Here is a 14,075-nt window from a genome sequence, read left to right on the forward strand (position 1 = left end):
CCGTCTTCCTCCGGGCTGATGTACTTTCAGCGCGTCAGCCCGCGCGAAGAAGTCTTCAGCGAGTCGATAAAGAGCTCAAGCCAGGCACTGCGCTCGCCCTGCTGTTCGAGCTCTTCCAGCGCCTGATTGAGGGTGCGCTGGCTGCGAAAGACCAGCCGGTAGGCGCGGCGAAGCTCGCTGACCACTTCGGCCTCGAAGCCGCGGCGCTTCATGCCCTCGGCGTTGAGGCCGTGAGTGGCAGCGGGGTTGCCGCTGATCATGACAAAGGCGGCAATATCCTTGGTGATGATCGAGCCACCACCGCACATGGCGTAGGCGCCCACCCGGCAGAACTGATGAACGGCGCTGAGCCCGCCGAGAATGACGTGCTCGCCGATATGCACATGTCCGCCCAGCGTCGCCTGATTGGCCATGATGACGTGGTCGCCAATCACGCAGTCGTGGGCCACATGAGCGTAGGCCATGAACAGACCGTGGCTGCCGATACGGGTCACGCCATGATCCTGAACCGTGCCGCGATGCACGGTAACGCCTTCGCGAAATACGTTGTGATCGCCGATTTCGAGACGGGTCGGCTCGCCGCGATACTTGCGGTCCTGACACTCTTCGCCGATCGAGGCGAACTGGAAAATACGATTGTGGCTGCCAATACGGGTCGGCCCGCTGATCACCGTATGGGGACCGATCACACAGCCGGGTCCGATCTCGACATTGGCGCCGATCACTGCGAACGGACCGATCTCGACATCGTCGGCCAGGCGGGCATCCGGGTCGATAATGGCAGATGGATGAATCAAGAGACCTTCCTTTCGGCGCAGATGATATCAGCTTCGCAGACCACATCGCCGTCGACGTGGGCGCGGCAGGAGAACTTCCAGATGCCGCGACGCGCCTTGAGCATGCGCGCTTCCAGGGTCAATTGATCGCCCGGAAACACCGGCCGCTTGAGGCGTACGTTATCGCTGCCGACATAGTAATAGATGTAACCATCGGCGGGCCGCTTGTCGACGGTCTTGAAACCCAGAATACCCGCCGCCTGGGCCAGCGCCTCGATGATCAATACACCCGGCATGATGGGGTGATCGGGAAAGTGGCCCTGAAAGAAGGGCTCGTTGTAGCTGATGTTCTTGTAGGCCGTGATGCACTCGCCCAGCTCAAGCGCGACGACGCGATCCACCAGCAAAAACGGGTAGCGGTGGGGAAGATATTCCTGGATCTCTTTGATATCCATGACCATGGGCTCACAACCTCTGACATAACGAAATGCCTGCCGGTACGGCAGGCATGTGACTGGCGGCCCGACGGGCAGCCATGACGATTTTTATTACAAGGTGCGCAAGGGTATCGAAAAACGGCATGCGGCGCAGAACTCTAGGCGCTGTCGCGACGCTCGAGTCGCACAATACGACGCGCCAGCTCATCGAGCTGCTTGAAACGTACCGCGTTCTTGCGCCACAGCGCATTGGGCATTGAACCGGTCCCGGACGAGTAGACACCCGGCGCGTCGATCGAGTTGGTCACCAGGCTCATACCGGTAACGTTGACCCCATCGCACAGGGTCAGGTGGCCGGCCAGGCCGACACCACCACCCAGCTGGCAGTGACGCCCCACCTGTGTGGAGCCGGCGATACCTACGCAGCCGGCCAGCGCGCTGTGATCGCCAATATGCACGTTGTGGGCGATCTGCACCTGGGAGTCGATTTTGACGTCATTGCCGATCCGGGTGTCATCCAGCGCGCCGCGATCGATGCTGGTGCAGCTGCCGATCTCGACGTCGTCGCCGATCACCACTCCACCGAGCTGGGCGATCTTGTGCCAACCGCTGCCGTCGTGAGCGAAGCCGAAACCGTCGCCACCGATCACGGCACCACTGTGCACGATCACACGCTGACCGATCACCACGCCATGATAGAGCACTGCACCGGGGTGCAGCAGGCCGTCGTCGCCGATTCGACAGTAGTCGCCCACTACAGCATTGGCACCGATACTGACGCGGTCGCCAAGCACTACTTCGGCGCCGATCACGGCGTGGGGGCCGATAGTCACATCAGCCCCCAGCCGGGCGCTATCGTCGATCACCGCGGTAGGGTGAATGCCGCACCGGCGGCTGGGCAGCTCGGGCTCGAAGAAGTGCGACAGCTGCGCATAGCCCAGATAGGGGTTGTCGACGCCAAGCGCCGGCACCGGGCACTGCGACACCAGCTCATGATGCAGCACCACGGCGGCAGCACGGGTATTGGCGAGATCGCCGAGATAGGCGCGATTGGCGAGAAAGGCGATATCAGCAGGGCCGGCGTCTACCAAAGTGGCGAGACCTTCGATGCGCAGCTCGGCGTCACCGTATAGCGTCGCATTCAGGCCCTCTGCCAGTTCCGAAAGTAGATAGCTGTGGCTTGAGTATCGGGTCATCGTGTTGAAGCGACGCGCGCCTTCAGTTAAGCGAATTGAAGGTGCTGGTCACTTCCCGGGTCATATCCAGCGACTCCCCGGCGTAGATCACGCTGTCGCGGTCCACCAGCACATCGATGTTGTGGTGTTCAACCACCTGCTTGATGGCACGATCAAGCTTCGGTCGTGCCTGCTCCAGAAAGGCCTGCTCCTGCTCGTCGCGAGCCTGTTCGAGCCGGCCGCGCTGACGCTGGAAGCGACTGCCCTTGTCACGCAGCTCACTGACCAGCGCCTGGCGCTCGGCGTCGGACATCGTATCACCATCGCGCTCCAGACGCTTTTGAAGGCTCTGCACCTCATCGGCCAGAGCCCGAACCTGGCGCTGCTGATCGCTTAACCGGCTTTTGAGCTGGTCCAGCGAACGTTGCGCCTGGTCGGTGTCCATCAGTGCCTGACGCCAGTCGAGCACCGCCACTTCATTGGCCCGAATCTCGGTAGCAATCACCGAGGCGCACAGCAGCGCCATAACCAACGCGGCCCGACGCACCGTCGCCAACCGTGCAAAGGCGCCGCTCATCAGAAGGTCTGACCCAGCGAGAACTGGAAGAACTGCGTCTCATCGCCGTCCTTCTCGTTGAGCGGGCGCGCCACCGAGAAGGTCAGCGGCCCCACCGGGGTCAGCCACGACAGGCCAAGGCCGGCGCTGTAGCGCAGATCGCTCAGATCGACACCCGAACTACAGGCGGAGGTGACATTATCACCGACCGGATAGCAGTCGGTCAGATAGGTGTTACCCGCATCGATGAAAAACGAGGTCTGCACCTGACGTTGATCGTCGATGAACGGCGTGGGGAAGATCAGCTCTGCCGAGCCCTCGACCAGCACGTTACCACCGAGGGTATCGTCATCATCATCTCTGGAGCCGGGGCGCGGCGTGGTGGGCTGGCCCAGGGTGTTGCTGCGAAAGCCACGCACCGAGCCCAGGCCGCCGGAGTAGAAGTTCTCGTAGAACGGCAGGTTGTCGGTACCGCCGATGCTGTCGGCGTAGCCCAGCTCGGTGGCGAACCTGAGCGACCACTCCTCGGTCTTGATCGGGAACAGCTTGCGGCCACGATAGCGCAGCTTGTAGAACTGCGCGTCGCCGCCGGTGACATCCAGCGAGGCGTTCTGGTAGCTGCCGGCGGTGGGCAGAGTGCCGCGGTTGAGGTTGTTGCGCGTCCAGCCGGTGCTCAGGGTGGCGGTATCGAAGTTATCGCCCTCACTGTCGACGAATTCGACGATCTCGGCGGGCGAGTCGTTGTAATAGTCGACCGACAGGCTCTCGAGATTGAGGCCGAAGTTGACCCGCGACAGATCGCTGATCGGATAACCGAAACTGACCCCGCCACCGATGGCATCGGTAGAGTAGGTGGAGATATCGGAGTCTTCATAGTCGGTCGAGCGGTAGTAGAGATTATAACCGCGCGAAATACCGTCCAGCGTCCAGTAGGGGTCAGTGAAGCTGAAGCGCAGATTGGTGTAATAACGGCTGGTCTGGGCGCCGATATCGACCCGGTTGCCAGTACCCAGGAAGTTGCGCTGCGACAGCGAGGCGCCATAGATTATTCCCTCGGACTGGGCGAAACCGAGACTTGCCGAGATGCTGCCGGAGGGCTGCTCCTCGACGTTGTAGGTCACATCCAGCTGGTCGGGGGTATCCGCCACCGGCTGGGTATTGACCTCAACGCTGCGGAAAAAGCCGAGCCGCTCGAGACGCTGCTGGGAGTCGCTGATCGCATCGGTCGATGCCGGCGCTCCTTCCAACTGGGTAATCTCGCGGCGCAGCACTTCGTCGGCAGTCGTGGTATTACCCTGGAAGTTGATGCGTCGCACGTAGGCGCGCCGCCCCGGGTTGACCCGGAATACCACGTCGACACGACCATCGGCCTCGTTGACCTGCGGCATCGCATCGATCTGAGCAAAGGCGAAGCCCTCGGCGCCCAGCGCCTGACGCAGCGCTTCGGTAGAGGCGGTCAGATCGGACTGCGAAAACGTCTTGCCGCTCTCGACCTGAACCAGCGAGCGCGCACGGGTCTCATCGATCTGCAGATCGCCGGCGAAGCTGACGTCGCCGAAGTCATAGCGGTTGCCTTCATCGACGTTGATCGTCACGAAGATCGATGACTGATCGGGGCTGATCGATACCTGGGTGGAGTCAATGGAGAAATTGACGTAGCCGCGATCGAGATACCAGGAACGCAGCCGGTCGAGATCGCCCTGCAGCTGCTCGCGGGAGTACTGATCGGAGGAGAACCAGCCGAAGAACCAGCCGGGCCTGTCCGACAGCTCGAACTGATCGAGCAGGGTGGCATCGTCGAAGTCCTCGTTGCCGACGATGTTGATCTGGCGAATCCGGGCAACGCTACCCTCGTTGATATCGATGTTGACCTGAACCCGGTTCTGGCCCAGCTCCTCGACCGAGGTGTTGATGCTGGCACTGTAGCGCCCCTGGCTCTGGTAGACGCGCTCCAGTTCGCGCTGCATCTCCTCGAGAGTGGAGCGCTGCAGCACTTGGCCTTCGGCCAGACCGGCGTCGGTCAGCCCCTGACGCAGGCGATCCTCGGGGATCTGCGAATTGCCCTCGATATTGATACCGGCGATCGAAGGGCGCTCCTCGACGTCCACGACCAACACGTCGCCGTCGCGTCCGAGACGCACGTCATCGAACAGCCCGGTGGCGAACAGCGCCCGGCCGGCGTTGGAGATCGCCTCGTCGTTGACACTATCGCGGGCGGAAATCGGTAGCGCGTTGAACACGGTACCCGCCGAGACGCGCTGCAAGCCTTCCACGCGAATATCGGAAACCTGGAAGGATACGGCCAGTGCCGCCGGAGAAACCCCCGCCAGCGCTACCGCCAAACCCATAGCTCTAATCTTCATGCCGTCATTTCGCTTGTTTCGGAATTCCGCCCGCTGATTCGAACAGGCACCTTATACACAACCCCACCACCCTGACAAGCGCCGTGCTCGGTGGCGAGCGTGGCAACCGCGCTCACAGTCGCATAATGTCAAAATAGAAGGCCATCAGCATCAGCGAAGCGACCAGCGCCATGCCGATCCGCAGGCCTACAGCCTGGACGCGCTCCGAGACCGGCCGGCCGCGTACCGCCTCGATCAGGTAGTAGACCAGATGACCACCATCCAGCACTGGAATCGGCAGCAGGTTGAGCACACCCAGGCTGATGGAGAGATAGGCCAGAAAACTGATAAAGCTCTCTATCCCGGAGCGCGCCGAATCTCCCGCCACCCGGGCGATGGTGATCGGCCCGGAGAGGTTGGAGGGAGCAATCAGGCCGGTGATCATCTTGCCGATCGACCCAACGGTCAACGCGGTCATTTCACCGGTACGCTCAAGTGCCTGACCCACTGCGCCCAGCGGTCCCCACGACAGGGTGCGCTGATACTGCTCGGGCCAGGCTGCCTGTGTCGCCGCGGCACCGATGTAACCGCTGCGCTCGCCCCCCTGCTCATTGACCTCGGGAGTGATGGTCAGTTCGCGGCGCACACCGTCACGCTCGACGGTCACGTTCAGGGCGTCGCCGGCCGCAGCGCGCACCCTGGCTACCAGATCGCCCCACTGCGCGATCGGCTCACCGTCGATCGCCACCACCCGGTCGCCGGCCTGCAGGCCACCGCGCGCCGCCGGGCCATCCTCCAGCACGCGCCCGATGAGCGGTGCCACATCGGGCCGCCAGGGGGTAAAACCCAGCGTCTGCAGCGGCTGTGGCGGCTCCTGGCGAACCATGAAACGTTCCACCGGCAGGCGATGCTCAACGCTGCCACCGGCCTCGCTGCGGGTGGTCATCGTCAGCTCGCCGGTGGTACCGATCTCGCCTACCAGCGCCAGATTGATATCGCTCCAGCTGGGCGTGTCACGCCCCTCGACGGCGACGATCTGCTGGCCCTGCTGGAGGCCGCCACGATCAGCGGGTGAGCCGGGCGTCACCTCGCCGACCATGGGGACTACCGTGGTGGTACCCACCATGAACATGACCCAGTAGGCGAAGACAGCGAGTATGAAGTTGGCCAGCGGCCCCGCCGCCACGATGGCAATGCGGCGATAGACCGACTTGCGATTGAAGGCGCGGTGCTGCTCGGCGGGGTCGACCGGGCCCTCGCGCTCATCGAGCATCTTGACATAGCCACCCAGTGGAATGGCGGCCAGCGCGAATTCAGTGCCGTGGCGGTCGACGCGCGATACCAGCGGTTTACCGAAGCCCACCGAGAAGCGCAGCACATGAACGCCACAGCGCCGTGCCACCCAGAAATGGCCGAACTCATGAATGGTGATCAGCACGCCCAGCACGACGATCACCGCGGCAATGTTCTGTATTACCCCCATGGCACTCTCTCCACCGTTACCGCCGCACCCTCGTCGATCAGCGCCTGCACCATCCGCCGCGCGGAGCGGTCGTGGGCCATTATGGTCTCCAGCCCATCCGCCGAGACGCTTTCGATCTCCTCCAGCGCCCGCGCTACCAGCGCAGCGATCTCGGTAAAGCCAATGCGCCCGGCGAGAAAGGCCTCGACGGCCACCTCGTTGGCGGCGTTGAGGATCGCCGGCGCCGTACCGCCTGCCGAGATTGCCTCGCGGGCCAGCCGCAGACAGGGAAATCGCTGCATATCGGGGGGTTGAAAGTCGAGACGCGCCACCGCGAACAGATCCAGCGCCTCGACGCCGGCATCGATGCGCTCCGGCCAGGCCAGCGCATGGGCGATCGGCGTGCGCATATCGGGGTTACCCAGTTGCGCCAGCACCGAGCCGTCGCTGTAGGCAGCCATGGAGTGAATCACGCTCTGCGGGTGCACCACCACCTCGATCTGCTCGGGACGGGCGTCGAATAGCCAGCACGCCTCGATCAGTTCCAGCCCCTTGTTCATCAGGGTGGCGCTGTCGACCGAGATCTTGCGTCCCATCGACCAGTTGGGATGAGCGCAGGCCTGCTCGGGAGTAACCCGCGCCAGCGCCGCGGCATCGAACTCGCGGAAAGGGCCACCGGAGGCGGTCAGCAGCAGCCGCGTGATGCCGTGGCGGCCAAGGCCGCCGCGGTGCTCGCGGGGCAGGCACTGAAAAATGGCATTGTGCTCGGAGTCGAGCGGCAGCAGCACGGCGCCGCAGCGCTCGACCTCGGCCATGAACAGCGCACCGCTCATTACCAGCGCCTCCTTGTTGGCCAGCAGCACCCGGCGCCCGGCGCGTACCGCCGCAAGCGTCGGCTGCAGGCCGGCGGCGCCGACAATCGCCGCCACCACCGTATCGGCCTCGGCCGCCACTTCACACAGCGCTGCCTCGCCCCAGCTCACCTCGACATCGCAACCCGCCTCACGCAGCGCATCGGCCAGCCAGCGCGCCCCCGCTTCGCTGCCCAGCACCGCCCGCTCGGGCCGATGCTCGAGACACAGCGCCAGCAGCTTGTCGTGGCTTTCGTGGGCGGTCAGCGCATGCAACCGATAGCGCTGCGGATGACGCGCGAGAACGTCGAGCGTGCTGCTACCGATCGAACCGGTAGCGCCCAGCAGGGTTATCGTCTGCATGGCGGACTCCCCGAGAGAACTGCCCCGGGCGTCACGGCCCGGGTGCACTGGATAGACGCCGGAGAAAGGCGACAGTCAGCTGACCCACGGTGCCAGCAGCGCAAAAATGGGAATAGCGGCGGTCAGGCTGTCGACCCGGTCGAGCAGGCCACCATGGCCCGGCAGCAGATTACCGGAATCCTTGATGCCGCGAAAACGCTTGAGCATGCTCTCGGTGAGATCGCCCAGCACCGAAGCGCCGGTCACCACCGCGCTGATAATCATCAGCCATAGCGTCTGGCCGACGCCAAAGCCCTGCCACAGTGCCATGATCAGCGCCAGCACCAGGGTTGCCGCCAGCGCACCGTAGACGCCCGCCCACGACTTGCCGGGACTGACTCGCGGCGCCAGCTTGCGCCTGCCGAAAGCGCGGCCGGCGAAGTAGGCGGCGATATCCGACCCCCACACCACAAACAGCACGTAGAGCAGCCACAGCGGTGACTCACGCAGCAGTACCAGCGCCACCCAGCACGGCAGCAGCACCCAAAGCCCCATCACGTAGCGCGCCGCGCGGCTGCCCCACTGCTCGCTGCGCCGCGGGTAGCGAATCACCCAGTAGAGGCACGCCAGCCAGCCCGCCAGCGCGAACCACAGCGGCCAGACATGGGTGGCAATGCCGCTCGACCAGGCCAGCGCCATCAACGCCACCAGCGATACCGCCGAAAGCGCCCGCTCGCTGGTCGACTCGGCCCCGGCAAGATTGGACCACTCCCAGCCGCAGGCGGCGATCAGAACGCCCACGAAGGTGGCATACCAGCCGCCCCCCAGGGTGAAGAGAAGAATCAGCGAGGCGGGACCGATGGCCAGCGCCGTGAGCACGCGTTGTTTAAGCACCCTGAACCTCGATCTGTTCGTCGGTCATACCGAAACGGCGCTTGCGCCCGGCGTAGACCCGCAGCGCCTCATCGAAGGCTTCGGCATCAAAATCCGGCCAGTAAAGCGGTGAAAAATAGAACTCGGCGTAGGCCATCTGCCAGAGCAGAAAGTTGCTGATACGCTGCTCGCCGCTGGTACGGATGCAGAGATCCACATCCGGCACGTCATCGAGGGCCATCTCGCCGGCAAAAGCAGCTTCGTCGATCGCGTCGGAACAGAGATCGCCGTTCTCGACACGCTGCGCCAGCCGCCGCGCGGCGCTGGCGATGTCCCAGCGGCCGCCATAGTTGACCGCCACCACCAGGTGCAGCCCGCGGTTGTGACAGGTCAACGACTCGGCGTGTTCGATGGCACGATTGAGCGGCGCCGAAAGCGGCGAGCGCTCGCCGATCACACTCAGCCGAATGCCGTTTTTGTGCAAACGCGACACTTCGCGCTTGAGCGCCATGATGAAAAGCTCCATCAGGGCACTCACCTCGTGCTCCGGTCGCTTCCAGTTTTCGCTGGAGAAGGCGAACAGGGTTACCGCCTTGAGCCGATGCTCTGCCGCGCGCCGAATGACGGCGCGCACCGACTCGACGCCGGCATGGTGGCCGCGCACCCCGGAAAGACCGTGATGTCTCGCCCAGCGGTTGTTGCCATCCATGATAATGGCGACATGGCCAGGCAGATTGGTGATCGAATCAGACGTCATGGCATCTCACGGGGCACGAGGCAGCACTGCGTGGACAAATGAAGACAGCGCCGGAAACCGGACAGCAGCGTTTGGCGGCAGGACACCTCTGCGCTCAGACCTGCATCAGGTCATGTTCCTTGTGTTCGAGCGCCTTGTCGATATCGGCAATGAAACGATCGGTCAGCTTTTGAATATTGTCTTCGGCCTGACGCTCCTCGTCCTCGGTGATCTCCTTCTGCTTGAGAAGGGATTTGGCCTCGTTGTTGGCATCGCGACGCACGTTGCGTACCGCGACCCGGGCGCTTTCCGCTTCCGAACGGGCCTGCTTGATATAGCCCTTGCGGGTCTCCTCGGTCAGCGGCGGCATGGGTACGCGGATGACGGTGCCGGCAGTCGCCGGGTTGAGGCCCAGGTCAGCGGTCATGATCGCTTTTTCGACCTTCTGCACCATCGACTTCTCCCACGGGATCACGGCGAGCGTGCGGGCGTCCTCGACATTGACGTTGGCCACCTGCGAGACCGGCATCTCGGCGCCGTAGTACTCGACCCGCACTGCATCGAGAATACTCGGGTGAGCGCGGCCGGTACGAATCCTGTTGAAGCTGCCGTGAAGCGCCTCGACGCTCTTGCTCATGCGGCTCTCGGCGTCTTTCTGAATCTCGTTGATCACGTGTAAACCCTCTGCTCTGACTGATGGCAATACTGACCGACAGGGCGATGCCAGCACTTCCCTGCTACTGCGACGGCCCTTCGTCGACGATGGTACCTTCACGACCGCCCATGACGAGGTTCAAAAGCGCGCCCCGACGGGACATATCGAAGACGCGAACCGGCATCGAATGGTCACGCACCAGGCAGATGGCGGTCAAATCCATCACGCCCAGTTTCTGATCGAGAACATCGTCGTAGCTGAGCCGTTGGTATTTGGTCGCCTCCGGGTAACGTACCGGGTCGCGGTCATAGACACCATCCACCTTGGTGGCCTTGAGTACCACGTTGGCGTCGATCTCGATTCCGCGCAGACAGGCGGCGCTGTCGGTGGTGAAGAAGGGGTTGCCGGTACCGGCAGAGAAGATCACCACGTCGCCGGCGGTGAGATAGCGGATGGCGGTACGCCGGTCGTAATGTTCGACCACGCCGCTCATGGGAATCGCCGACATGACCCGCGAGCGAATATTGGCGCGCTCCAGGGCGTCGCGCATCGCCAGCGCGTTCATCACAGTGGCCAACATACCCATGTGGTCACCCGTCACCCGCTCCATGCCGGCGGCATGCAGCGCCGCACCGCGAAACAGGTTACCGCCGCCGATCACCATGCCGACCTGCACGCCGATACCGACCAGCTGGCCGATCTCCAGCGCCATGCGATCGAGCACCTTGGGGTCTATACCAAACTCCTGCTCGCCGGTCAGCGCCTCGCCTGACAGTTTGAGCAGGATACGCTTGTACTTGGCGTTGCGTTCCGCATTGGGGGGCATGTGGCATCCTCCTGATGACCCGGGACGGAGAAAAGTGATGCGCCGCCACCGATGACCGTCGCCGGTCGCTCACCGGGGGCAGATACACGAAAGCGTGCGCGAACGCACGCCTTCGATAATGCCGTCGATCGATCGGACCGGCCGACAGCATGGCAAAACAGGCCGCGCTCTCAACCGCGACGCGCCTGTTCCATGACCTCTTTGGCGAAGTCGACCTCTTCCTTCTCGATGCCTTCGCCGACCTCGAAGCGCAGGAAACTCTCCACTTCGGCGCCGGCCTCTTTGGCGTACTCGGCGACCGTCTGGTTCTGGTCCTTGACGAACGGCTGGTTGACCAGGCTGTTCTCGGCAAGGTACTTCTTCAGCCGGCCCTGCACCATTTTCTCGGCGATTTCGGCGGGCTTGCCGGCCATGTCGGGCTGCGCCATGATGATCGCCTTCTCGCCGTCGAGCTCTGCCTGCGGCATCTTCTCGGGATGCGATACCGACGGGTTGATGGCCGCCACGTGCATGGCGATATCGCGCGCCACTTCCTGATTGCCACCCTTGAGCACGACAACGGCACCGATGCGGTCGCCGTGCACATAGGCACCGACGCTGCCGCCCTCGGGAGCTTCGATCACGGCGGCACGACGCACGGTGATATTCTCGCCGATCTTCTGCACCAGCTGAGCGCGCGCCTCTTCCAGCTCACCGTCCATGATGATCGCGACGTCTTCGCTACGCGTGTCGAACACCTTGTTGAGCACTTCATTGGCGAAGTCGCGGAAATTGTCATCGCGCGAGACGAAATCGGTCTCGGAGTTGACCTCCAGCATCACGGCGGTGCTGGCGTCGTCGGAGACGCGCGTCAGCACCGCGCCCTCGGCAGCGACACGGCCGGCCTTTTTGGCCGACTTGAGCCCGGCGTTCTTGCGCAGGTTGTCGATCGCGGTGTCGATATTGCCGTCGGCTTCGGTGAGCGCCTTTTTGCACTCCATCATGCCAAGCCCGGTGCGTTCGCGCAGTTCCTTGACCTGAGATGCGCTGATAGCTGCCATGTGATTAACCTCTGTATTCAAGTCTGAATGTCACAACAAGGGGGCCCGCAAGCCCCCTTCGGCGCCGCTGGCGGCGCGGACGACACTTGCCCCGGGGCCGACTCAGTCGGAAGTGGCCTCGGCATCGGCGGTTTCGTCAACCTCGACAAACTCGTCCGGGCGGCCCTCTTTCGACTTCGCGCAGGCGTCGGCGATGGCGCGCACATAGATCTGAATGGCGCGGATCGAATCGTCGTTGCCGGGAATGACGTAGTCGACGCCATCCGGATCGGAGTTGGAATCCACCACGCCGATAACCGGGATACCCAGCTTGTTGGCCTCGTTGATGGCGATCCGCTCATGGTCGACGTCCACCACGAACATCACGTCCGGCAGACCGCCCATGTCCTTGATACCGCCGATGGAGCGCTCGAGCTTCTCCTGCTCGCGGGTTGCCATCAGGACTTCCTTCTTGGTCAGCTTGTCGAAGGTGCCGTCCTCGTGCATGGCTTCCAGCTCGCGCAGACGCTTGATCGACTGACGAATGGTCTTGTAGTTCGTCAGCATGCCGCCCAGCCAGCGGTGATTGACGAACGGCTGACCGGCGCGGCGCGCCTCCTCGGCAACGATTTTGGCGGCGGCGCGCTTGGTGCCAACAAACATGATCTTGTTGTTGTTGGCGGCCATGCGCTCGACCACTGCGGTGGCTTCATTGATCGCCGGCAGCGTATGTTCGAGGTTGATGATGTGAATCTTGTTACGCGCCCCGAAGATGTACTTGCCCATCTTCGGATTCCAGTAGCGGGTCTGGTGGCCGAAGTGGGCACCCGCCTTGAGCAGATCGCGCATATTGACTGACATGATGACTCTCCTGAGTATCGGGTTAAGCCTCCACGAACCCCATGGATCCAACCGCTGCACCTGTGGCGGCGACGGCGGCACCCGGGACCATGTGACGGTACGTGTGTGGTCTCTGTGTGGTTGAAACGCTCTCCCGGCATCAGCTGCGCCTGGCACTTGTTGCCTCGCAGTCGATGGATTGCAGGAAAACGCGCGGCTTTATACCATACATCACCGCCATGATGAAGCCGAACCTTGTCGGTGGCCGCCGGGATAGTCTCCGCGACGCCATCGTGCGGCGCTATTTTCTTCCGGGCGTCACCGCCGCTGCAGGCCGCCTGCCAGCAGAGAGCGTGACGCGCCCGTCAACCACGAGACGACATGAATATCCCCATCCATAGTGCTGAAGAGATCGAAAAACTGCGTATCGCCGGACGGCTGGCCGCCAGCGTGCTGGAGATGATCGAGGCGCATATTCGCCCCGGCATCTCCACCGGCGAGATCGACCGCCTCTGCCAGCGCTACCTGGAAGACGAACTGGGCGCCATCTCCGCTACCATCGGCTACCACGGCTATCAGCACGCCACCTGCATCTCCCTCAACCATGTGGTCTGTCACGGCATTCCCGACTTCGGCAAGAAACTGAAAAAGGGCGATATCTTCAATATCGATGTTACGCTGATCAAGGAGGGCTACTACGGCGACACCAGCCGCATGTTCGTGGTGGGTGAGAACATTCGCGGCGAGCGCCTGTCGCGAGTCACGCAGGAGTGTCTCTACGCGGGAATGAAGGTCATGCGCCCCGGTGCCCGGCTTTCCGACATCGGCCGTGCAATCGAGACCCATGCCCACCAGAATGGCTACAGCGTGGTACGCGACTTCTGCGGCCACGGCATCGGCTCGCAGTTTCATCAGGATCCGCAGGTGCTGCACTATAACGGCTACGGCGAGCACAACGACGCCGTACTCGAAGCGGGCATGTGCCTGACCGTCGAGCCGATGATCAACGCCGGCGGCTGGCAGACCAGGGTGCTCAAGGATGGCTGGACCGCGGTGACCCGCGACAAGAGCCTGTCGGCGCAGTGGGAGCATACCCTGGTGATCACCGCCGATGGCATCGAAGTCACCACCGCCCGCCATGACGAGGACCTGAGTTTTCTTCATGACTGAGCGGTGATGCGCGAC

Annotated in this window: 14 protein-coding genes; 1 reads left to right on the forward strand and 13 read right to left on the reverse strand. The window is 63.1% G+C overall.

Annotated elements, in window-relative coordinates; translation table 11 throughout:
* Nucleotides 1–26 precede the first annotated feature (26 nt).
* The 13 genes from lpxA to rpsB all read right to left on the reverse strand — a co-directional run bounded on the left by lpxA (nt 27) and on the right by rpsB (nt 12,914).
* Nucleotides 27–797, reverse strand: coding sequence for an acyl-ACP--UDP-N-acetylglucosamine O-acyltransferase (lpxA, locus tag H146_RS0104350; protein ID WP_019950638.1), 771 nt, complete (start codon nt 795–797; stop codon nt 27–29).
* A complete protein-coding gene (fabZ, locus tag H146_RS0104355; RefSeq protein WP_019950639.1) occupies nt 794–1,237 on the reverse strand; it encodes a 3-hydroxyacyl-ACP dehydratase FabZ in 444 nt (147 codons plus the stop codon). Before fabZ ends, lpxA begins: the two co-directional genes overlap by 4 nt.
* A gap of 134 nt (nt 1,238–1,371) precedes the next feature.
* Entirely contained in the window at nt 1,372–2,409 is a 1,038-nt protein-coding gene (lpxD, locus tag H146_RS0104360) for a UDP-3-O-(3-hydroxymyristoyl)glucosamine N-acyltransferase (RefSeq protein WP_019950640.1), read from the reverse strand.
* A gap of 22 nt (nt 2,410–2,431) precedes the next feature.
* A complete protein-coding gene (locus H146_RS0104365) occupies nt 2,432–2,965 on the reverse strand; it encodes an OmpH/Skp family outer membrane protein (protein ID WP_019950641.1) in 534 nt (177 codons plus the stop codon).
* Nucleotides 2,965–5,307, reverse strand: coding sequence for an outer membrane protein assembly factor BamA (bamA, locus tag H146_RS0104370; RefSeq protein WP_026351747.1), 2,343 nt, complete (start codon nt 5,305–5,307; stop codon nt 2,965–2,967). The genes H146_RS0104365 and bamA overlap by 1 nt, the downstream gene beginning before the upstream one ends.
* 112 nt (nt 5,308–5,419) lie before the next feature.
* Nucleotides 5,420–6,769 (reverse strand): sigma E protease regulator RseP, encoded by a 1,350-nt coding sequence (rseP, locus tag H146_RS0104375; RefSeq protein ID WP_019950643.1) that lies wholly within the window; start codon nt 6,767–6,769, stop codon nt 5,420–5,422.
* Nucleotides 6,760–7,962 (reverse strand): 1-deoxy-D-xylulose-5-phosphate reductoisomerase, encoded by a 1,203-nt coding sequence (gene ispC, locus H146_RS0104380; RefSeq protein ID WP_019950644.1) that lies wholly within the window; start codon nt 7,960–7,962, stop codon nt 6,760–6,762. The genes rseP and ispC overlap by 10 nt, the downstream gene beginning before the upstream one ends.
* Before the next feature lie 75 nt (nt 7,963–8,037).
* On the reverse strand, nt 8,038–8,835 hold the full coding sequence (locus H146_RS0104385; RefSeq protein WP_019950645.1) for a phosphatidate cytidylyltransferase: 798 nt from the start codon (nt 8,833–8,835) through the stop codon (nt 8,038–8,040).
* Nucleotides 8,828–9,571, reverse strand: a complete 744-nt coding sequence (gene uppS, locus H146_RS0104390; RefSeq protein ID WP_019950646.1) for a polyprenyl diphosphate synthase — start codon at nt 9,569–9,571, stop codon at nt 8,828–8,830. Before uppS ends, H146_RS0104385 begins: the two co-directional genes overlap by 8 nt.
* A gap of 94 nt (nt 9,572–9,665) precedes the next feature.
* The gene (frr, locus tag H146_RS0104395) at nt 9,666–10,223 is read right to left on the reverse strand and encodes a ribosome recycling factor (RefSeq protein ID WP_019950647.1); all 558 of its coding nucleotides are present in this window, start codon (nt 10,221–10,223) and stop codon (nt 9,666–9,668) included.
* Nucleotides 10,224–10,287: 64 nt separating this feature from the next.
* Complete coding sequence (pyrH, locus tag H146_RS0104400) at nt 10,288–11,031, reverse strand: UMP kinase (RefSeq protein WP_019950648.1); 744 nt, start codon at nt 11,029–11,031, stop codon at nt 10,288–10,290.
* Between the two features lie 170 nt (nt 11,032–11,201).
* Nucleotides 11,202–12,071: a translation elongation factor Ts gene (gene tsf / locus H146_RS0104405; protein WP_019950649.1), complete on the reverse strand. Its 870-nt coding sequence runs from the start codon at nt 12,069–12,071 to the stop codon at nt 11,202–11,204.
* Nucleotides 12,072–12,173: 102 nt separating this feature from the next.
* A complete protein-coding gene (gene rpsB / locus H146_RS0104410) occupies nt 12,174–12,914 on the reverse strand; it encodes a 30S ribosomal protein S2 (RefSeq protein ID WP_156826697.1) in 741 nt (246 codons plus the stop codon).
* A gap of 357 nt (nt 12,915–13,271) precedes the next feature.
* Between rpsB and map the strand changes: the two genes are divergently transcribed.
* On the forward strand, nt 13,272–14,060 hold the full coding sequence (gene map / locus H146_RS0104415) for a type I methionyl aminopeptidase (protein ID WP_019950651.1): 789 nt from the start codon (nt 13,272–13,274) through the stop codon (nt 14,058–14,060).
* The last annotated feature ends 15 nt before the right edge of the window (nt 14,061–14,075 follow it).

Source organism: Kushneria aurantia DSM 21353, from assembly GCF_000382245.1.
GTDB lineage: Bacteria > Pseudomonadota > Gammaproteobacteria > Pseudomonadales > Halomonadaceae > Kushneria > Kushneria aurantia.

What these genes read in the sequence shown, in the direction of transcription:
- rseP (WP_019950643.1), bottom strand. Translation starts at nt 6,769, where the DNA reads ATGGGGGTAATACAGAACATTGCCGCGGTGATCGTCGTGCTGGGCGTG.
- fabZ (WP_019950639.1), bottom strand. Translation starts at nt 1,237, where the DNA reads ATGGTCATGGATATCAAAGAGATCCAGGAATATCTTCCCCACCGCTAC.
- H146_RS0104365 (WP_019950641.1), bottom strand. Translation starts at nt 2,965, where the DNA reads ATGAGCGGCGCCTTTGCACGGTTGGCGACGGTGCGTCGGGCCGCGTTG.
- lpxD (WP_019950640.1), bottom strand. Translation starts at nt 2,409, where the DNA reads ATGACCCGATACTCAAGCCACAGCTATCTACTTTCGGAACTGGCAGAG.
- map (WP_019950651.1), top strand. Translation starts at nt 13,272, where the DNA reads ATGAATATCCCCATCCATAGTGCTGAAGAGATCGAAAAACTGCGTATC.
- uppS (WP_019950646.1), bottom strand. Translation starts at nt 9,571, where the DNA reads ATGACGTCTGATTCGATCACCAATCTGCCTGGCCATGTCGCCATTATC.
- ispC (WP_019950644.1), bottom strand. Translation starts at nt 7,962, where the DNA reads ATGCAGACGATAACCCTGCTGGGCGCTACCGGTTCGATCGGTAGCAGC.
- tsf (WP_019950649.1), bottom strand. Translation starts at nt 12,071, where the DNA reads ATGGCAGCTATCAGCGCATCTCAGGTCAAGGAACTGCGCGAACGCACC.
- pyrH (WP_019950648.1), bottom strand. Translation starts at nt 11,031, where the DNA reads ATGCCCCCCAATGCGGAACGCAACGCCAAGTACAAGCGTATCCTGCTC.
- bamA (WP_026351747.1), bottom strand. Translation starts at nt 5,307, where the DNA reads ATGAAGATTAGAGCTATGGGTTTGGCGGTAGCGCTGGCGGGGGTTTCT.